This is a genomic window from Kitasatospora setae KM-6054 (assembly GCF_000269985.1).
GTDB lineage: Bacteria > Actinomycetota > Actinomycetes > Streptomycetales > Streptomycetaceae > Kitasatospora > Kitasatospora setae.
The window spans coordinates 6,340,001-6,359,492 of the sequence record NC_016109.1 but is presented as its reverse complement, the minus strand read 5'-3'; the positions used below and the strand labels follow the sequence as shown (position 1 = coordinate 6,359,492).

Sequence of the window (19,492 nt, the reverse complement as noted above, 5' to 3'; positions counted from 1 at the left end):
GCTCGGGAGGTCCCGGCCGCCGATCCGTTGTGGAGCGTCGTGCGTGGCGAGCAGCGCGCTGGTGTGGCGCGGGCGGCCGAGGCTGCTCGGATGCCGCCCGCCCGGAGTGACGCCCCGTCAGGAACCGGCGGCGGCAGCGGCCTTGCCCTTGCCGCGGGTGGCACCGCCGCGACCCCGGAGGTTGACCCCGGACTCGCTGAGCATGCGGTGGACGAAGCCGTAGGACCGGCCCGTCTCCTCCGCGAGGGCGCGGATGCTCGCCCCGGAGTCGTACTTCTTCTTGAGATCGGCCGCGAGCTTCTCACGCGCCGCACCTGTTACCCGGCTGCCCTTTTTCAGAGTCTCGGCCACCCGTGCCTCCTCGTAGAGGTGATCGGTCAGAATCCCATGATCACCCATAGCAAGGCTCCTGGCCACCCATTCGACAAGGTCGGTCGCCGGAAAGCGGGCGCGGGCGGTGGTGCGCGCTCCGCACCAGGGCGCTCACGGAGGGTGTGCGCGCCCCTCCGCGATTCGCTCCCCTGAGCGAATCCGCTGCTCAGCCCGGACCGTCAGCGGGCAAACCGCGCGCTCCGACAGGAAGAACCGCCGGGGCCGTCCCGGTGTTCCCGTGATCGACGCGGGACGAGTTCCCCTCGTACCGAAAGCGGACCCCGCGTCTACGCGCGAGGTCCGCGCGGTGGCCCGGAGCGGGCCGGGAGGTGGCCGGCCGGGGCCCTCGGGCCGGGGAGGCGGCCGGCCGGGGGGTCAGGCCAGCGAGACCAGGTCGTGGTAGGCCGGGCTCCACAGGTCCTCGACGCCGTCCGGGAGCAGGATGATCCGCTCCGGCTGGAGCGCCTCGACCGCGCCCTCGTCGTGGGTGACCAGCACGACCGCGCCGGTGAAGGAGCGCAGCGCGCCGAGGATCTCCTCGCGGCTGGCCGGGTCGAGGTTGTTGGTGGGCTCGTCGAGCAGCAGCACGTTCGCGCTGGAGACCACCAGGGTGGCCAGCGCCAGGCGGGTCTTCTCGCCGCCGGAGAGCACGCCGGCCGGCTTGTCGACGTCGTCGCCGGAGAACAGGAACGAGCCGAGGATCTTGCGGATCTGCACCAGGTCGGTGTCCGGCGCGGCGGAGCGCATGTTCTCCAGCACGCTGCGCTCCGGGTCGAGCGTCTCGTGCTCCTGGGCGTAGTAGCCGATCTTCAGGCCGTGGCCGGGGATCACCTCGCCGGTGTCCGGCTTCTCCACCCCGGCCAGCATCCGCAGCAGGGTGGTCTTGCCCGCGCCGTTCAGGCCGAGCACGACGACCTTGGAGCCGCGGTCGATCGCCAGGTCGACGTCGGTGAAGATCTCCAGCGAGCCGTACGACTTGGACAGGCCGGCGGCGGTCATCGGGGTCTTGCCGCACGGGGCCGGGTCGGGGAAGCGCAGCTTGGCGACCTTGTCGGAGACCCGGGCCTGCTCCAGGCCGGAGAGCAGCTTCTCGGCGCGGCGGGCCATGTTCTGCGCGGCGACCGTCTTGGTCGCCTTGGCGCGCATCTTGTCGGCCTGCGCGTTCAGCGTCGCGGCCTTCTTCTCGGCGTTGGCGCGCTCGCGCTTGCGGCGCTTCTCGTCGTCCTCGCGCTGCTGCTGGTACTGCTTCCAGCCCATGTTGTAGATGTCGATGGCGGCGCGGTTGGCGTCCAGGTAGAAGACCTTGTTGACGACCGTCTCGACCAGGTCGACGTCGTGCGAGATGACGATGAAGCCGCCCTTGTAGGTCTTCAGGAAGTCCCGCAGCCAGACGATCGAGTCCGCGTCGAGGTGGTTGGTGGGCTCGTCGAGCAGCAGGATGTCGGCGTCCGAGAACAGGATCCGGGCCAGCTCGACGCGGCGGCGCTGGCCGCCGGAGAGGGTGTGCAGCGGCTGGCCCAGGATGCGGTCCGGCAGGCCGAGCGCGGCGGCGATGGTGGCGGCCTCGGCCTCGGCGGCGTAGCCGCCCTTGGTGAGGAACTCGGTCTCCAGCCGGGCGTACTTCTTCATCGCGTTGTCGCGGGTGGCGCCCTGGCCGTTGGCCATCCGCTCCTCGTTCTCGCGCATCTTCCTGAGCACGGTGTCGAGGCCGCGGGCGGACAGGATGCGGTCCCGGGCCAGCACGTCGAGGTCGCCGGTGCGCGGGTCCTGCGGCAGGTAGCCGACCTCGCCCGAGGAGGTGACCGAGCCGCCGGCCGGGAGGCCCTCGCCGGCCAGCACCTTCGTCAGCGTGGTCTTGCCCGCGCCGTTGCGGCCGACCAGGCCGATCCGGTCGCCGGGGGCGATCCGGAAACTGGCGGACTCGATCAGGACGCGGGCACCGGCACGCAGCTCCAGGGCGTTCGCGGAAATCATGGCTGGGGTCTCTCCTCGGCACGGGTATGGCTCTCAGCCATTGGAACCGAGTTTACGGGAGTATCGGCAAACTCTTTTTCGCGCCGGCCGCCGCGGCCACCGGGCCCGTGAGACCGGTCACTTGTCGCACGCCTGCCGGGCCGCCGCGAACGGGGTGCCGCCGGTGCCGCAGACCGCCTCCCGGCTGCCCAGGGCGGTGTCGTACACCCAGCTGCCGATCACCGGGCCGTCCTCGACCGAGACCCGGTGCCCGTCCAGCGGGCGCATCACCACGTCGGGGCCGGTGTTGAGGAAGTTGCCGTGGTCGGTGAGCGAGAACACCATGACGCCGCCGCCGCTGCCGGGCGGGCAGAGCCGGGGCACCAGCACCGCGTCGTCGGTCTCGGCGGTGCGCTGCGGGGAGAACGCGCAGCCGGTCGGGGGGCGGGAGTTGAAGCGCAGGTCGCCGTCGCGCTCGCGGAAGCCCATCAGCAGGCCGGGCGTGACCACCGTCACGAACGCGTCGTTGACCCGGTCCGCGGACGGGTGCAGGGCCTCGGCGGCGCGCTGCGCGGTCAGCTGCTTGCGCTGCTCCTCGGTGCGCGCCTCGGCGCCCGGCTCGCCGTCGGCGCGCAGCCAGTCGGCCAGGCCGGGGACGCTGCGGTGCCAGCGCACCGAGTGGTCGGCGGTGTTCACCGCGGTGACCATGCCGTCGTCCCAGACCACGGCAGCGTCGTCGCCGACCAGCTCCAGGTGCAGCGCGGTCGCGCCCTCGCGGCGGTAGGACCACAGCCGCTCGCCGGTGGCCTTGGCGTACGCCTCCACGCCGGGGCCGGTGCGGAAGTCGATCTCGCTCGGGCTGGGCGACTGCGCGCTGACCGGGCTGGCGTCGGCCGCGCCCGGGACCACCCGGTCGCCGAACGGCTCGGGACGGTTGGCGTGGGCCGCGGCGCCGGCGCCGAGCACCAGCAGGACGGCGGCGGCGGGCAGGACCGATCGGGGCGACAGGCTTCGCAGCGGGTTGGAGGACACGGCCGGAGTTTATCCGGCGGGTACGGACGGCAGCCCCCGGTTTACCGCCCGGCGGCCCCTGGCGTGTCCTTGGTCCAGACCTTTATCCGGCCCTCACGCGACCCGGCCCGACCTGCGCGGCAACGGGACCGGCCGAGGGTCCCCGGGCGGCTAGGGTACGGCTGCGGTGATCCACCGACTGTTACAGAGGTGAGACGGAATGCAGTTCGACGACGAAGCGGAGCTCGACGGCTCGCAGGTCCAGGACCGGCGCGGGGTGCCCGGCGGCGGCCTGGCGATCGGCGGCGGGGTGGTCGGCCTGCTCGGGCTGGTCGTGGCCCTGCTGTTCGGCGTCGACCCCGGGCTGTTCGGCGCCGCCGACCAGCCCGCCGCGCCGCCGGTCGGCAAGGCCACCAGCTCGGCCCAGCTCGGCTCGGCGTGCCGGACCGGGGCGGACGCCAACAAGCGGCAGGACTGCCGGATCCTGGCCGTGGTCAACAGCGTCCAGGCGTACTGGCAGGGCGACTTCGCCGCCCGCGGCCGCGAGTACGTCCAGGCGCCCACCGTGCTGTTCACCGACCGGGTGGCCACCGCCTGCGGCACCGCGACCTCGGCGGTCGGGCCGTTCTACTGCCCCGGCGACCGCAAGGCCTACTTCGACCTGGGCTTCTTCGACGACATGACCAGGCAACTGGGCGCCCAGGGCGGCCCGTTCGCCGAGGCGTACGTGGTGGCGCACGAGTACGGGCACCACGTGCAGAACCTGCTGGGCACCATGGACCGGGTCGGCACCGACCGGCAGGGCGCGAACAGCGCCTCGGTCAAGCTGGAGCTCCAGGCCGACTGCTACGCGGGGGTGTGGACGCACCACGCCACCACCACCCCGCAGCCGTCCACCGGCCGGCCGCTGATCACCCGGCTGACCGACCAGGACATCGCGCTGGCGCTGGACGCCGCCCAGTCGGTGGGCGACGACCGGATCCAGCGGCGGGCCACCGGGCGGACCAACCCGGAGACCTGGACGCACGGCTCGGCGGCGCAGCGCCAGCAGTGGTTCACCACCGGCTACCGGACCGGCGACCCGGCCGCCTGCGACACCTTCGGCTGATCCGCCACCGGGTTGACCCGTTGGGGTGACATGGGGCATTTCTGACAGTTCGTCAGGCTAGGCTCCTGGGGCCGGAATCACTCCCCGCACCCGTACGGAGATCCCATGCGTCTCGGCCGCCTGACCCTGGCCGCGGCCGCGCTGCTGCTGGTGACCACCGCGAGCGTGCCGTCCGGCACCCCGCTCAGCCAGACCGAGCGCCACGCGGCGCTCTCCTCGGACGCGGTGCAGCCGCGCGGGGCGGCGCCCCGGCCGGTGGTGCAGCGGGCGATGCACGAGGTGCCGTTCGGGGCGTTCGTCGGCTCCTGGGACAACTACATCCCGAACATCGCGCGGATGGCGTCCTGGCTGAACAACGCCAACATGCAGGTCGGGCACACCTACCTGGCGGGCAACGGCTGGCAGGACATCGAGGGCGAGCCGATGGTGCTCGGCCTGTGGTCGCAGTGGCGGCAGTCCGACCCGGGGCGGCGGCTGGTGCTGGGCGTGCCGATGCTCGTCCCGAACGAGGGCAACGTGCCGGACGCCGAGGTCGCCCGGCTGCTGGCCCGCGGCAACCAGGGCGAGTTCGACCAGCACTTCCTGCGGCTCGCCCGGAAGCTGGTGGCGTTCGGCGGCGGCGACACCGTCATCACCCTGGGCTGGGAGATGAACGGCGTCACCTACACCTCGCGCTGCAAGCCGGACCCGGCGGCCTGGAAGGCGTACTGGCGGCGGATCGTCGGCGTGATGCGCTCGGTGCCCGGGCAGCGCTTCTCCTTCGACTTCACCCCCACCCGCGGGCTGGACGCGATCCCCTGGACCCGCTGCTACCCCGGCGACGACGTGGTCGACATCATCGGCATGGACAGCTACGACCAGCCCGCCGGCGGCACCTTCGACGAGTACGTCGCGGAGCCGTACGGGCTGCAGGACCAGGTGGAGTTCGCCGCCAAGCGCGGCAAGCCGGTCTCCTACCCGGAGTGGGGGCTGTTCCGCAACGGCGACAACCCGGAGTTCGTCCGGCGGATGCTGGAGTGGATGCGCACCCACGACACCGCCTACCAGACCGTCACCGACTACTGCCCGCACGGCTTCTGGCAGTGCAAGGACAACCCGAGGTCGGCGACGGTCTACAAGCAGCTGATGGCGGGCTCCTCCGGCGCCGTCGGGCCGGTGAGGACCTCACCGCAGTCGGCGCTGCGCTAGCGCGTCCTTCAGCCGCGGCATCCGGGTGCGCAGCAGGTGGACGGCGGCGTTCCGGGCCCGGACCCGCAGCGCGCGGACGGCGGCGGCGGGGGCCAGCCGGCCCGGGCCGAGCACCAGGCGCTGGTTGTGCAGCCGGTCGGGCCGCCAGCGCTGCTTGTACGGCTCCTGGCCGCGCAACAGGCTCAACTGCGGTATCCCGGCGGCCCGGGCCTCGTCCAGGGCGGCGTTGAACAGCATCCCCGCGATGTCCACCTTGTCGCGCAGCTTCGGGTGCGCGCCGTACATGTAGAGGCCGCCGAACTGGGCGCCCAGGATCACCAGGTTCACCGCCACCACCTCGCCGTCCAGCTCGAACCGGTGTATGGCCGCCCGCCCGGTCGCCACCAGGCCGGTGGTCGACTCGGTCAGGTGCGCGGCGAAGCGCGCGGTGCGGTGCTCCGGGGTGACCCCGCGGTCCTGCCACTGGACGGTGTGCAGCCGCAGCAGCTCGGCGACCGTCTCCGGGACCTCGTCGGCGGTCGCGGAGTGCACCAGCACCCCGGCCTTGGCGATCTTGCGGAGCTTGACCCTGGTCCGCTGGGCGGTCTTGCCGGGCAGCCGCTTCAGCAGCTCGTCCATCTCGACGGCCGGCAGGTACTGGCAGAGCGAGTCGGCGTACCGGTGCCGGCGGCCGCGCCAGTGCGCGTACACCCGCTGCACGGCGGCCGAGGGGTGCACCTCGCGCAGCTCCAGGCTGTGCCAGAAGCGGCGCAGCGGGAGGGCGGCGGCCAGCTCGGCGGCGGCCCGGTCCGCGCAGTCGTCGTCGAGCAGCACGTCGGTGAAGTCGACCAGCCCGGCACCCAGGTTGGTCAGACCGCCGAACGGGCCGCGGCGGCGCAGCGCGGCGGCACCGACCAGCCGCCCGTCGCGGCGGACCAGCACCAGCACCAGCGCGCCGGGACGGCCGTAGCCGCGCCACCAGGAGCGCAGCCAGGGCGCGGCCTGGAAGGCGGTCGCGGTGGCGCAGCGGCGGTGCAGGCCGTCCCACTCGTCGGCGACCCGGTCGAGGGCGTCGTCGGCCCGCAGCACCTCGGCCGTCCACCGCTCCCGGTCGGCCGCCGACCGGGGCGGCTGGGCGGGCACCCGGGGGCCGGGCACGGACCGCTGGCGGAGCTTCACCGGGCCGCCACCGGCTGCTGCTCGGCCTGCCGCTCGACGCGCTGCTCGGCGCGCTGCTCGGCCTTGGGGCCGGCCTGGGCGGCGGGCTCCGGCGCGGGCTGGGCGGGGAGTTCGGCCCGGACCGCCGGGCCGTCCTTGCGGCGGGTGAGCATCGCCAGCGTGCCGAGCAGCACGCCGGCGGCCGCGCCGACCCCGGTGTCCAGGGCGGCGGACGGCGAGGCGGGCGCGTCCGGCTCGGCGGCGGGCGCCAGCGGGACCAGCCGGACGCCGGTCTCCTTGCTGCTGGCGTTGCCGAACGCGATCAGCGACTTGGCGACCGCGTCGGCGTTCCTCACCGCCTCCCCGCCCCGGGCGCCGGTACCGGTGATCTCGATCATCGGCGCGTCCGGCGAGGTGGTGCCGCGCACCAGCCCCGACAGCACGGCCACCGTGTGGCCGGTCTCGGCGGCGGCACCGATCAGCACCTGCGGCTGGCCGGTCAACCGGCCGTACGCCTGCGCGAAGTTGACGGCGGTCGAGTTCTCGCCGGGGGTGTTCGGGACCACCACCACGTACGAGCTGGCGGCGTAACTCGGGTGCGAGACGGCGGCGTAGCCGGCCCCCGCCACCGCACCGAGCGGGACGGCGACGGCCAGCGGCCACCAGCGGCGGGCCAGCGCGCGGGCGCTGCGGCGTGGTTCGGGCATCGGTGACTCCAGAGAGGTCGTAGGGGTGAACGGACGTCAGTGCGCGGCGCGGCGGCCGCCGGAGGCCGGGGAGCGGATCGCGGCCGGGCGGCCGGGCGGGGCGGGACGGTGGGTCGGTGGGTCGGGGCGGCGCGGGGCTAGGGCCGCCCGCCCGCCCCGCGCCGGGCTCCGCCCTTCCGCCCCGCCCGCCGAGCGGGCGGCACGGACCCGACGGGATTGGCGGCGGGATTGGCCGACTTGGCGGACCCGGCGGGCTTCGCGACCGGCTTCGCGGCGGGCTGGGCAGGCCGAGCGGGCTCGGGGGCGCTCACCGCCGGACGCGGGCCCCCGCCGTCCGGGGTGGCGGCGGGCTCGCGCCGGACCCGGCTCCGGAGCCCCGCGATGAGCGCCGCCAGGCCCACCGGGGCACGACCGGTGCTCCCGTCCGGGGCGCCGCCCCGGACGGCCGCCGCCGGAGCGGGCGCCGGGACGCCGGGCTCGCGCCCGGAACGCCCCCGCCGGCCCCCACTGCGCGCCACCGGGCCGGACGCCTCGACCGGGGTACCGGCCCGGCGGGCGGGCTCGCGCCCGGCCCGCCCCCGGAGGGCGCGGGCGGGTGCGGGCGAGCGCGGTTCCTCCCCCGGGGCCGCCGCAGGGTCGTGCCCGGACCGGAACCGGGTCGTCCGGTCGTCCCCCGCCGAACCCGGGCCCGCACCGCCCGGAACGGCAGCAGCACCGGCACCGGCATCGGCGGCGGTGCGGCGGGTGGGCGCGGCGGCGGCCGACTCGCGGTAGAGGGTGGCGAGTTCGGCGGCGATCCGGGCGATGTCGTAGTGGGCGACGGCGGGCGGGGCCGGGTGGGGGCCGGGGCGGGTGGTGGCGAGGAGGGCCAGCTCGCGGGCGTAGGGCTCGGGTTCGGAGGGGAGCAGGCGGGCGTGCGGGGCGGCGTCGGGGGGGAGTTCGGCGAGGGCGGGGCAGGCGGAGTGCAGCAGGGGCAGTCCGGCGGCGAGTCCTTCGAGGGCGGCCAGGCCGAAGGTCTCCTCGCGCGAGGGGGAGACCAGCACGTCGGCGGCGGTGAGGAGTTCGGGGACGTCGTCGCGTTCGCCGGTGAGCACCAGCCGGTCGCGGACGCCGAGCCGGGTGGCCAGGTCGAGCAGGGCGGGGCGTTCGGGGCCCTCGCCGATCAGCAGCAGCCGGGCGTCGGTGAGCCGCGGCAGCGCCTCCAGCGGGACGTGGAAGCGCTTGCCGGGGACCAGCCGGCCGACCGCGCCGATCACGAACGCGCCGATCGGGAGGCCGAGTCGGGCGCGCAGCCGGCCGCGGTGGGCGGCGCGTTCGGTGGGGGTGAAGCGGTACCGGGCGGCGTCCACGCCGTTGGGCAGCAGCCGGACCCGGTCGGCGGGCACGCCCCACTGGTCGAGCACCGCGGCGACCTGGCCGGAGACCGCGAGGGTGGTGCTGCCGAGGCGTTCGGCGCCCAGGTAGAGGGCCTTGACGCCGCGCGAGGTGGGCCGGCCCTCGATCACGCCGGTCTGCAGCGAGTGCTCGGTGGCGAGCACCGCGCGGACGCCGGCCAGCCGGGCGGCGAGCCGCCCGTACAGCATCGCCCGGTAGAGGTGGGTGTGCACCAGGTCGTAGCGGCCGGCCCGGATCAGCCGGGTGAGCCGGGGCAGCACGCCGAGGTCGCGGTTGCCGCGCATGTCGAGGTGGTGGACGGTGAAGCCGGCGGCGCGCAGTTCGCGGGCGACCGTGCCGGGGTTGCTGAGGGTGGCCACCTCGTGCCGCTGGTCGGCGGGCAGGTGCCGTAGCAGCAGGGCGAGTTGGCGTTCGGCGCCGCCCGCGTGCAGGCCGGTGACCACGTGCAGGACCTTCATCGGAGCTCTCCCACGGCGGCCTTCGGCACGGTCTTCGGCGGGGCCCAGCGCAGCCCGGTCACGGCGTCCCGCCAGCGGTGCCGGCCGTGTTTGGCGCGCAGCCGCCAGGCGCCGTCGCGGTCGCCGACGTAGCAGCGCGGCAGGGCGTAGCGGCTGGTCAGCCAGGAGTGCTCGATCGCGCAGGCGTACTCGTACCCGGCGTCCCGGACGGCCCGGGTGGCGGGCAGGTCGACGGCGCCGTACGGGTAGCAGAAGCCGGTGACCCGGCCGCCGACCAGGTCTTCGAGGGCGCGCCGGCTGTCGGCCGTCTGGCGTTGCAGGGCGGCCGGGGAGAGGCCGGGGAGGGCCTGGTGGCCGAGGCCGTGCGAGGCGATCTCCCAGCCGGCGCCCGCGAGTTCGACGACCTGGTCGACGGTGAGGAGCTTCTTGCGCGGGCCCTCGGCGTCCCAGCCGTTCTCGCTGCCGAGCAGGTCGGGGACGACGTACGCGGTGGCGGTGAAGCCGTACTCGCGCAGGACCGGGACGGCGTGCCGGGCGAAGTCGGCGTAGCCGTCGTCGAAGGTCAGGCCGACCAGCCGGTCCTCCCGGCCGCGGGACTGCGCGGCCAGCAGCTCGCGGACGCTGACGCCGCGCCGACCGGTGCGGTGCAGCCAGTCCATCTGCTCGGCGAACCGCTCGGGGGCGACGGTGAGCAGGTAGGGGTCCTCGGCCTCCTCGGCCACCGAGTGGTACATCAGGATCCAGGGCGCGAGCCTGGGGGCGAGGGCCTGGGCCGGCAGGCGGTGATCAGCGGCCATGGGGCGACTTCCCTTCGGCGGCGGGTGACGGGACGGGCCGCGGCCGGCGGGCCCGGGCCAGCAGGCCGAGCACCGGGCCGCGCACCTCGGCGGCGCCCAGCAGCGCGCCGAGCGCGGCGAAGGCCAGCAGGACGGTGGTACCGCCGAACAGCCCGGCGGTCAGCGGCGCGGCCGCGGAACGGGCGGCGAGCCAGCCCAGCGCGGCGGCGGCGACGGCGGCGGCGAGCAGCCGGGCCTGGCCGCCGAGCACCCGGCGCAGCCGGAGCGCGACGCCGCGCAGCACCAGGCCGCGCATCAGCAGCGCCGCGGTGGTGGTGATGCCGGCCGCGTTGCCGGCCGCCAGGCCGAGCGCGCCGTAGTGCGGGGTGGCGCCGACGCCGACCGCGACGGTGACGGCCAGGCCGAGCAGCATCGCGCCGACCGGGTACCAGTCGGGCCAGGTGATCCGGTCGCCCTCGGCCCTCGGGGTGTCGGCGCGGCGCACCACCGGGCGGACGCAGAAGTACGGCCGGACCATCACGCCGATCATCGCCTGCGCGGGCAGCCCGAAGGAGTAGACCCGGATCACGGCGGCGGTCGCGGAGGTGTCGGCGGGGCCGAACGCGCCGCGCTGGAACAGCAGGGAGACCAGCGCGGGGGCGCAGGCCATCAGGAAGGCGGTGCCGAGCAGGACGAGCGCCGCCGCCTGCCCGAGGTCCTTCTCGACCCGGTCGCGGGCCGCCTCGAAGTCGCCGGCGGCCATCGCCCGGGCCACCACCGGGAAGGTCACGGTGACGATCAGGATGGCCGAGGTCATCGCCAACTGGCTGACCTTCGCGGCGTAGTTGAGGTGCGAGATGGTGCCGGGCGGCAGGCCGGAGCCGAGGTAGCGCTCGATGAACACCTGGGCCTGCCGGGTCAGCGTGAACGCGGCGACCGGCAGCAGCGCCAGCGGGATCAGCACCAGCCGGCGGGCGGCGCCCCGGCTCAGCCCGCGCCGCCGCCCGCCGGAGCGCAGCCGGCGGGCGAACGGCAGCAGCAGCACCCCGGCCATCAGCGCGCTGCCGACCGCGACGCCGATCGCCGCGGAGCGCACCCCGAGCAGCCGGTGGCCGCTGAGCAGCAGCGCCAGGATGCCCAGGTTGTACATCACGTAGATGACGGCGGGCGCGGTGAACGCGTGCAGGGCGCGCAGCGCGGAGGCCAGGTAGCCGGCGACGCCGAACGGCAGGATGGCGAGCGCGGTGATCCGGGTGCAGGTGACGGCGAGCTGCGGGTCGGCCAGCCCGGGGGCGAGCAGTTCGACCAGCTGGGGGGCGCCGAGCGCGGCGCCGGCGGAGAGCGTGCAGAGCGCGAGCAGCAGCCAGGGCAGCGTGGAGCGGGTCAACTGCCGTACCGGGTCCGGGCCGTGCGGGCGCTCCTCGCGCAGGACCAGGGCCAGGCTGAAGGCCGGGACCATCAGGAACGCCATCGCGTCCTCGATCAGCAGCGGCGCGGCGGTCTCCGGGACCGTCCAGGCGACCAGGAAGGCGTCGGTGCCCTGGTTGGCGCCGAAGTACCGGGCCAGCAGCAGGTCGCGGAGCAGGCCGAGGCCGGAGCCGGCCGCGCTGAGCAGCGCGGTGACGCCGAGGGCCTTGGCCAGGAAGCCGCGTCTGGCGGGCTCGGCCGCCGCGCCGGGGCGCGGGGCGGGGACGGCGGCGGCCTCGGCGGCGGGGGCGCCGGGGACGGGGGCGCCGGGGGCGGGGGCGATCTCCGCCAGCGGCTGGTCGGTGGTCATGCGCCGTTCGCCTCACGGGGTTCGGGGCCGGGGAAGGCGGTGCGGGCGGCCAGGCCGAGCACCACCGAGGTCAGCACGGTGGTGGTGCCGCCGATGTCGGCGTAGAGGAAGTCCCAGAGCACCCAGCAGAGCAGGGCGAGCGCGGCCAGGCCGGGGCCGGTGGCGCGGCGCAGGCAGCCGAGCAGCAGGGCGAGGAACAGCGCCAGGTAGGCGACGACGCCGAGCAGGCCCTGTTCGCTGAGCACCAGGAAGTACATGTTGTGCGGGGAGAGCAGCGGTTCGCGCTGGAAGCCGATGGTGGGGTCGGCGGCGTCGCTGCCGGAGGAGAGCCGCAGCGGGGCGTGGCTGTCGCGCAGTTGCTGGAACGCCTTCGGCCCGGCGCCGGTGACCGGGTGGTCCTGCCAGATCCGGCCGGCGGTGGCCCACAGGTCGTAGCGGTCGGAGACGGACTGGTCGGGGGCGGCGGAGACCGAGCCGATCGAGCTGAGCCGCTCGGTGACGCCGGAGGCGCCGAGGCCGAGGCCGCCGACCAGCACCACGGCGGCGGCCGCGCCGACCAGCACGCCCTTGACGGCGAGCCGGGCGTCGGCGCGCAGCAGCAGCACGCTCGCGGCGACGGCGGTGGCGATCCAGCTGCCCCGGCTGAAGGAGACGGCGAGCGGGAAGGCGAGGAACGCGGCGGCGGCCCACATCGTCCGGCGCAGTGCGGCGCTGCCGCCGGGGCGGCGTTCGGCGAGGGCCAGGCCGAGGGCGGCGAGCAGGCCGTAGGAGACGACGGTGGACATCGCCATGATGTCGAGGGCGCCGAAGGTGCCGACGGCCCGGATCGGCTGGCCGGTGTAGGAGGCGCCGGTGCGGGTGAGGTACTGGTCGGCGCCGACCGCGCCCTCGATCAGGGCGGCGAGGACGAACGAGCCGAGCACCAGCCGCCGGTCGAGGGTGTCGCGGACGGCGAGCAGCACGGCGGCGGGGACGAGCACGAAGATCTGCACCAGCCGGACGAAGCCGGTGACGCTGCTCGCCGGGTCGATGGAGTGCGCGGTGGCGACGGCGGCGGCCAGCACCACGCCGCCGAACAGCGCGCAGGCGGCGGGGTCGAGCCGGGGCAGCCGGCCGCGCAGCAGGTCGAGGGCGGTCAGCCCGACCAGGGCCAGCGAGGCGAGGTCGGCGGGGGTGACGTGCACGGACGCGGTGACGTCCTTCTCCCCCGTGGGCACGCACACCAGAAGGACCGTCGCGGCCGCCAGCCAGCTCGGCCTGGCCGGGACTATCGCGGCCAACCGCTTCGCGGGGTACGGGAGTTGGAGGGCGATGGCCATGGGTTCAGCTCCCGTCCGGGCGGACCACCAGGGCGGCGGTGCGGAGCAGGACCTTGACGTCCCCCCACAGGCTCCAGCCCTCGATGTAGCGGTTGTCGAAGCGCGCCCGGTCCTCGATCGAGGTGTCCCCGCGCAGGCCGTTGACCTGGGCCAGGCCGGTCAGGCCGACCGGGACGCGGTGCCGGTCGGCGTACTCGGGGTACGCCTGGCCGAACCGCATGACGAAGTACGGGCGTTCGGGCCGCGGGCCGACCAGGCTCATGTCGCCGGTCAGCACGTTCCACAGCTGGGGCAGCTCGTCCAGCGAGGTGCGGCGGAGGAACTTGCCGATGGCGCCCATCCGGTGGTCCTGCGCGATGTTCCAGCGGGTGGCCGACTCGTGCTCGTTGGAGGGGCGCAGGGTGCGGAACTTCAGGACGGTGAAGACCTTGCCGTCCAGGCCGGTGCGCTGCTGGCGGAAGAGCACGCCGGGGCCGGTGTCCCAGCGCACCGCGAGGGCGCAGGCGGCCAGCACCGGGGAGATCAGCAGCAGGCCGAGGCCGGCCGCGGCGATGTCGAAGCCGCGCTTGGCGATCCAGCCGCCGCGCCGCATCGCGGGGGCGCCCAGCCGCAGACAGGGGAACCCCCAGAGGTGGTCGCCCGCGCCGCGGACCGAGTCGAACTCGCGCAGGCCGGGCACCAGCCAGACCTGGCAGCCGAGCCGGGCGGCCTGCCGCAGCGCGGCCAGCGTCTCGGCCTCGTCGGCGGCGCCCGCGGTGGCCAGCACGTGGTGGATCCGGTAGCGGCGCAGCACCCGGCCGAGCACCTCGCGGCCGCCGAGCACCGGCAGCGGGCCGCCGGCGGGCAGCAGCACCGGGTCGGGGTCGAGGTAGCCGACCGGGCGCAGGCCGTACTCGGGGCGGGCGGTGAGCACCGCGGCGATCTGCTGGCCGAGTTCGCCCGCGCCGAGGATCAGGACCGGGCTGGGGCGGCGGCGGCGGGCCTTGCGGGTCAGGTGGTGGACGAAGGCCCGGCCGAGCGCGGCCAGCGGGAGCACCAGTACCAGCAGGGCGAGCAGCCGCAGCGGGCTGACCGGGCCGAGGTCGGCCCAGCGGCCGGCCAGGCAGGCGTCCGCGGTGATCGCGAAGGCGGTGGCGACGGCGGCCCGGGCGGCCAGCGCGGGGAGTTCGTCGAGCGCGGAGAGGCTGAGCCGGCCGCGGTAGAGGCCGCCGGCCAGGTTGAGCGGGAGCAGCGCGGGCAGCAGCAGCGCGGCGGTGGTGATCGGGCGGGTGCCGGCGGGGGTGGTGGCGGCGGCGGCCAGGCCGACCGCCAGGACGTCGGCGGCGGCCAGCGCGAGCGGCAGGGCGACCCGGGAGTGCAGCCGGCCGCGGTGCCGGCCGACGGCGGCGGACGGCCGGGGCGCGGCGGCGCGCTGCCGGGGCCGGCCCTTCTGCCGGATCCTCGGCCGGTCGAGCACGTCACCGCCGGGGCGGTTGCCGGGCCCGCTGCCGGAGCGGCCGGGGCCCGGCCCGGGGCCGGTCAGCGTTCTGCCCGGTCGCGGGACGCTCTCGTGGTCAATGGTCATCAGCGCACGAACTCCCCTGCTGTGTACCCGCCGCGACCGGGCAGCCGGACCGGACGCGCACCGGTTCGGCGCCCCGGCCCGGTGGACGCGGTCCAGGTAAGCACCTGCTGCCGTGAAAGGCGGTCGACCATTTCGATTCCGAAAATGGAGACGAAGCAGGCAAAATCAGACATTACCGAACGCCGACTGGCACGCAGGGGGCTGACATGCCATTTCATTCCACCCGCCCAATAATCAGACATTCAGGAAAGAGGTCCGCACCTGCGCGGGCGGGCGTTCACGGCCTGACAAACGATCAGAATCCCTGCGGGACACGGTCCGTACGGCCCACCGGCACCGCCCCGCTCCGAACAATCATCCGGTAGAGCGCCGCCACCTGCTGAATCACTCCGCGAATATCGTGATGATCTGCCATGTATGCGCGGGCCGCCGCACCGCGGCGTTCGCATTCGATCCGGTCGCCCAGCAATTCGACCAACCGTTCGGCCATCGCACCGGAATTCTCCGGCGGCACCACCGCACGCTCCCGGTCGGCCGGCGGCAGGCACTCCCGGGCGCCCGGCACGTCGGTCAGCAGCACCGGCCGGCCGCAGGCCATCGCCTCCAGCGGCGCCAGCGCCATCCCCTCCCAGCGCGAGGGCAGCACCGCCAGGTCGGCCGCCGCCAGCCACAGCCGCGGGTCGGCCACGTCGCCGACCATCCGCACCCGGGACGGGTCGGGCAGGCCGCGCACCTGCTCGGCCAGCGCCTCCGCGTCCGGGCCGCCGCCGACCAGCACCAGCCGGGCCGCCGGGCGGGCCAGCTGCACCCGCGTCCAGGCGTCCAGCAGCACGTCCTGGCCCTTCTGCCGGCACAGCCGCCCCACGCAGACCGCCAGCGGGTCGCCCTGGTCCAGGCCCAGGGTCATCCGGGCGGCGCGCCGGGAGGCCGGGTCGGCGGGCGCGAAGTGCTCCAGGTCGACGCCGTTGGGCACCACCCGCCAGTCCGCGACCAGCCCGGCCGCCGCGCCGTCCGCCCGCTCCCGCTCGCTGACGCACAGCACGGTGCGGGCCCAGCGGGTGGCGTGCCGCTCCCAGCGCAGGCTGGCCTCGGCCAGCGCGCCCTCCACGGCGGCGAACGACCAGGCGTGCGGCTGGAACACCGTCGCCGGGGTGCCGCGGGCCGCCAGCCGCCCGGCCAGCCCGGCCTTCGCACTGTGCAGGTGCAGCACGTCCGGCTCGGCCTGGCGGATGATCCGGCGCAGCCGCCAGACCTCCCCGGCCGTGCTGGTGCCGGGCGAGCGCCCGGCGGACCAGTCCAGCACCCGGGCGCCGGCCGCGGCGGCCTCCCGGGCGAGCCGGCCGCCGGACGGGCACGCCACCAGCACCCGGCACCCGGCCGCGCGCTGCCCGCGCACCAGGTCCACCACCACCCGGGCCACCCCGCCGTCGACCGGCTGGGACACATGAAGGATCGTCATCTGCACGGCCCGGAGCCTAAGTTGAGGACACCCCCGGGCCGGGCCCGCTTCACCCGTCCCGGGGAAGTCAGACACCCGTACGGCTGACGCGCCGTACGGGTGTCCGATTGCCCGGGGGATCAGCCGAGTTCGGCCGCCAGGTTGGCCAGCACCTGGTCGTGGATCCGGTTCAGGCCCTTCGGCGCGAAGGTCCGCTCGAAGAAGCCGCCGATGCCGCCGGCGCCCGTCCAGCTCGCCTCGACGGTGACCCGGCTGCCGCTCTCGCCGACCGCCGACACCGTCCAGGTGATCACCATCGAGGAGTTGGCGTCGGTCTCCACCAGCTTCTCCGGGCTGGGCGCCGACACCGTGAACAGGCAGTCCCGGACCCGCTTCTCGGTGGCCTGCAGCTTCCAGTGCACCTGCGTCCCGGCGCCCTGGCCGCCCGCCCGGACCTCGTACTCGCTGTACTGCGCGGGCAGCAGCTTCGGCCGGGTCACCGCGTAGTCGGCCAGCGCCTCGTACACCTCGGCCGGAGCCGCCCCGTACGTCCGCTCGGTGGTGGCGTGCACCTTGCCCATCGCTTCACTTCTCCTCGGTCGGCTGCTCGACGGTCGGCCCCACCCAATCATCGCCCCGGACGGCCGCCAAACCGGGGCGCCCTTCGCGTTGCCCTTCGCGTTAGGGTGGACGAATGCTGGATGAAGTGAAGGCGCTGCGCTACGTCGACCCGCTGCGGGCGGGCGGGTCGGTGCCCGGGGTGGTCGAGACCGACGACCTGGGGACGTACGTGGTGAAGTTCACCGGGGCCGCGCAGGGCGTGAAGGCGCTGGTGGCCGAGGTGGTCGTCGGCGAACTGGCCCGGCGGCTGGGGCTGCGGGTGCCGCCGCTGGTGCTGGTCGACTTCGACCCGGCGGTCGCCGCGGACGAGCCCGACCAGGAGATCCAGGACCTGCTGCGGGCCAGCGCCGGACGCAACCTCGGCATGGACCTGCTGCCCGGCGCGCGGGACTTCCGGCCCGGCCTGATCGAGGTCTCCCCCGCCGAGGCGGGCCGGGTGGTCTGGCTGGACGCGCTGACCGGCAACGTCGACCGCAGCGTGCACAACCCCAACCTGATGGTCTGGCACGGGCGGCTGTGGCTGATCGACAACGGCGCGGGCCTGGTCTTCCACCACCGCTGGGCGTCCGCCGCCGCCTCGGTGCACAAGCGCTACGACCTGAGCGGCCACGCGCTCGGCGGCTACGGCCCCGACCTGGCCGCCGCCGACGCCGCGCTCGCCCCGCTGGTGACGCCGGAGCTGCTGCGCGAGGTCACCGCGCTGGTGCCGGACGCCTGGCTGGCCGACGAGCCGGGGTTCGACTCGCCGGCCGCGGTGCGGGAGGCGTACGTGGCGCACCTGGCCGCCCGGGTGGCGCACTCGGCGGCCTGGCTGCCGGAGGGCTTCGCGACGCCCGCGCAGATCCGGGCCGCCGAGGAGCGGGCCGCCGCCGCGCGGCTGGCGGCCCGTCCGGCCTGGCTGAAGCAGGTGCCGAACCGGGCCGGCCTGGCCCCGGTGGAGCCGGACTGGTCGCGGCACGTCGGCGGCGAGTGAACTACCTTCCGGCGCGGGTCGGTTGCGCCGGCGGCCGACCCACGGCGGGCGAACTACCTTCCGGCAGAGGTCAGTTGCGCCACCAGTCGGCCGCCTTCGCGGCGGAGACCACGCCCGTCCCGTAGAAGCCGTTGTTCGCGTCGGGGCCCTCGCAGGTGGCGGTGAACGCGCCGGTGCCGCCCGGGTTGTAGACGCCGGTCGGGCAGGCGTGCGCGTCGGCCTGCTTCAGCAGCAGGGCGCGCAGCTGGTCAGGACCGGCCCACGGGTGGGTGGAGGCGAGCAGCGCGGCGACGCCGGCCGCGTGCGGGGCGGCCATCGAAGTGCCTTGCATGTAGGCGTACTTGTTGCCGCGGACGGTGGACAGGACCCGCCCGTTGCGGTCGGGGGTGTCGGGCAGCTGGTAGCGGGCGTCGCCGCCGGGCGCGGCCACCGCGACCTTGTTCAGGCCGTAGCTGGAGTAGTACGACTTGTCGCCCTTGAAGCCGACCGAGGAGACCGCGACCACGCCGGGCAGCTCGGCGGGCAGGTCGAGGCAGTTCTCGTTGATCGGCCGCTCGACCGGGGTGGTGTCGTCCGGGCTGGAGACGTCGACGGTCTTGTGCGCCAGGTCGATGTTCTCGTTGCCAGCCGCGGCGACGTTCAGCACGCCGTTGCGGCGCGAGTAGTCGACGGCCCGGCGGACGGCCTCGCTGATCGCGGCCTGGTCGGGGTCGTCGGCGCAGTTGAACATCCACGGGTCGACGTAGTAGCTGTTGTTGGTGACCTGGAAGTGGTGCTCGGCGGCCCAGACGAAGCCGCAGATCGCGTACTCGGGGTAGATGAACCCGCCGTCGTCGACCACCTTGACGGCGGCCAGCCGGACGCCGGGCGCGATGCCCTCGATGCCCTTGCCGTTCTTGGCGGCGGCGATGGTGCCGGCCACGTGGGTGCCGTGGTCGCTGCTGGTGGGCTGCCAGGACTGCCAGCTGGTGTCCGGGCTGCCGCCGAGGCAGGACGCGGAGAGCGCGGGGTCGACGTTGGCGGCGAGGTCCTCGTGGGTGGCGTCGACGCCGGCGTCGAGCACGCCGACCACCACCGAGCGGCTGCCGAGCGTGGTCCGGTGCGCCCGGTCGACGCCGATCTGCCGCATGTCCCACTGGTTGGCCCAGAGCGGCTCGCTGCCGTCGGCGGGCACGGCGGCCGGGACGGCGGCCTCCTGGACGGTGTCCTCCACGTCGGCGGCCAGGATGCCCGCGGTGCGGCTGGCGCCGACCGAGTCGATCGCCTTGGAGGCGCGCAGCGTGGCGGCGAAGCCGGGGTCCGCGGAGTGCGCGATCACCACCCCTATCCGCTCGTACGAGGCGACGACGGTGCCGCCGGCCGCGCGGATCTCCCGCTCGGCCTTCTGGGTCTGGCCGTGGTTGGCCTTGGTGTTGACGACGTAGCTGAGCAGCGGGCCGTCGGCGGGGGCGGCGTTCGCCGCCGTGGCGGGCAGGGCCAGTGCGCCGGCCGTCGCGAGGACGAGACAGGCCGCGGTGAGTGCGGAACGGCGGATCCGGGGAACGCTCATAGGGGTTGACCCTCCCGAGTGTGGGCGTACGCGGTCGAGGGTGATCGACGGCGTGCGAATGGGCCGGAGACTATGTACCCCATACGACAAAAATCAAGAGGTAGTACGACAATCTCCACAGAACGGACGAGTGCCCGGTCCGCTGT

Annotated in this window: 15 protein-coding genes and 1 pseudogene; 3 read left to right on the top strand and 13 right to left on the bottom strand. The window is 75.1% G+C overall.

Annotation, left to right across the window (positions count from 1 at the left end):
• Positions 1-117: 117 nt before the first annotated feature.
• The 3 genes from KSE_RS28125 to KSE_RS28115 all read right to left on the bottom strand — a co-directional run bounded on the left by KSE_RS28125 (position 118) and on the right by KSE_RS28115 (position 3,357).
• A complete protein-coding gene (locus KSE_RS28125) occupies positions 118-351 on the bottom strand; it encodes a helix-turn-helix domain-containing protein (protein ID WP_014138756.1) in 234 nt (77 codons plus the stop codon).
• Between the two features lie 396 nt (positions 352-747).
• A complete protein-coding gene (locus tag KSE_RS28120; RefSeq protein WP_014138755.1) occupies positions 748-2,346 on the bottom strand; it encodes an ABC-F family ATP-binding cassette domain-containing protein in 1,599 nt (532 codons plus the stop codon).
• A gap of 117 nt (positions 2,347-2,463) precedes the next feature.
• A complete protein-coding gene (locus KSE_RS28115) occupies positions 2,464-3,357 on the bottom strand; it encodes a PQQ-binding-like beta-propeller repeat protein (RefSeq protein WP_014138754.1) in 894 nt (297 codons plus the stop codon).
• A 199-nt stretch (positions 3,358-3,556) separates the two neighbouring features.
• On the opposite strand from KSE_RS28115, the gene ypfJ reads away from it, so the two are divergent.
• Together ypfJ and KSE_RS28105 are read left to right on the top strand one after the other, a co-directional pair.
• Positions 3,557-4,444 carry a KPN_02809 family neutral zinc metallopeptidase gene (ypfJ, locus tag KSE_RS28110; RefSeq protein WP_014138753.1) on the top strand — a complete coding sequence of 296 codons (888 nt, stop codon included), beginning with the start codon at positions 3,557-3,559 and terminating at the stop codon, positions 4,442-4,444.
• Positions 4,445-4,549: 105 nt separating this feature from the next.
• Complete coding sequence (locus KSE_RS28105; RefSeq protein ID WP_014138752.1) at positions 4,550-5,632, top strand: glycoside hydrolase family 26 protein; 1,083 nt, start codon at positions 4,550-4,552, stop codon at positions 5,630-5,632.
• Here the strand turns inward: KSE_RS28105 and KSE_RS28100 are convergent.
• From KSE_RS28100 to KSE_RS28060, 9 genes and pseudogenes are all read right to left on the bottom strand, one after another.
• Positions 5,609-6,790: a GNAT family N-acetyltransferase gene (locus KSE_RS28100; protein WP_051055402.1), complete on the bottom strand. Its 1,182-nt coding sequence runs from the start codon at positions 6,788-6,790 to the stop codon at positions 5,609-5,611. The two genes, KSE_RS28105 and KSE_RS28100, sit on opposite strands and share 24 nt — an antisense overlap.
• Positions 6,787-7,476 carry a YveK family protein gene (locus KSE_RS28095; RefSeq protein WP_014138750.1) on the bottom strand — a complete coding sequence of 230 codons (690 nt, stop codon included), beginning with the start codon at positions 7,474-7,476 and terminating at the stop codon, positions 6,787-6,789. The genes KSE_RS28100 and KSE_RS28095 overlap by 4 nt, the downstream gene beginning before the upstream one ends.
• A gap of 725 nt (positions 7,477-8,201) precedes the next feature.
• Positions 8,202-9,329, bottom strand: a pseudogene (locus tag KSE_RS45025) (glycosyltransferase); the annotation flags it as partial.
• Positions 9,326-10,126, bottom strand: coding sequence for a polysaccharide deacetylase family protein (locus KSE_RS28085; protein ID WP_014138748.1), 801 nt, complete (start codon positions 10,124-10,126; stop codon positions 9,326-9,328). The pseudogene KSE_RS45025 and the gene KSE_RS28085, both read right to left, overlap by 4 nt.
• The gene (locus tag KSE_RS28080) at positions 10,116-11,882 is read right to left on the bottom strand and encodes a lipid II flippase MurJ (RefSeq protein WP_014138747.1); all 1,767 of its coding nucleotides are present in this window, start codon (positions 11,880-11,882) and stop codon (positions 10,116-10,118) included. The genes KSE_RS28085 and KSE_RS28080 overlap by 11 nt, the downstream gene beginning before the upstream one ends.
• Positions 11,879-13,201 (bottom strand): O-antigen ligase family protein, encoded by a 1,323-nt coding sequence (locus tag KSE_RS28075; protein ID WP_014138746.1) that lies wholly within the window; start codon positions 13,199-13,201, stop codon positions 11,879-11,881. Before KSE_RS28075 ends, KSE_RS28080 begins: the two co-directional genes overlap by 4 nt.
• Positions 13,202-13,205: 4 nt before the next feature.
• The gene (locus KSE_RS28070) at positions 13,206-14,765 is read right to left on the bottom strand and encodes a sugar transferase (RefSeq protein WP_014138745.1); all 1,560 of its coding nucleotides are present in this window, start codon (positions 14,763-14,765) and stop codon (positions 13,206-13,208) included.
• 295 nt (positions 14,766-15,060) lie between these two features.
• The gene (locus KSE_RS28065; RefSeq protein WP_014138744.1) at positions 15,061-16,224 is read right to left on the bottom strand and encodes a glycosyltransferase; all 1,164 of its coding nucleotides are present in this window, start codon (positions 16,222-16,224) and stop codon (positions 15,061-15,063) included.
• A 119-nt stretch (positions 16,225-16,343) separates the two neighbouring features.
• The gene (locus KSE_RS28060) at positions 16,344-16,784 is read right to left on the bottom strand and encodes an SRPBCC family protein (RefSeq protein WP_014138743.1); all 441 of its coding nucleotides are present in this window, start codon (positions 16,782-16,784) and stop codon (positions 16,344-16,346) included.
• A 113-nt stretch (positions 16,785-16,897) separates the two neighbouring features.
• On the opposite strand from KSE_RS28060, the gene KSE_RS28055 reads away from it, so the two are divergent.
• Positions 16,898-17,797 (top strand): HipA family kinase, encoded by a 900-nt coding sequence (locus KSE_RS28055; protein WP_014138742.1) that lies wholly within the window; start codon positions 16,898-16,900, stop codon positions 17,795-17,797.
• 70 nt (positions 17,798-17,867) lie between these two features.
• On the opposite strand, the gene KSE_RS28050 is transcribed toward KSE_RS28055, so the two are convergent.
• Positions 17,868-19,346: a S8 family peptidase gene (locus tag KSE_RS28050; protein ID WP_014138741.1), complete on the bottom strand. Its 1,479-nt coding sequence runs from the start codon at positions 19,344-19,346 to the stop codon at positions 17,868-17,870.
• Between the last annotated feature and the right edge of the window lie 146 nt (positions 19,347-19,492).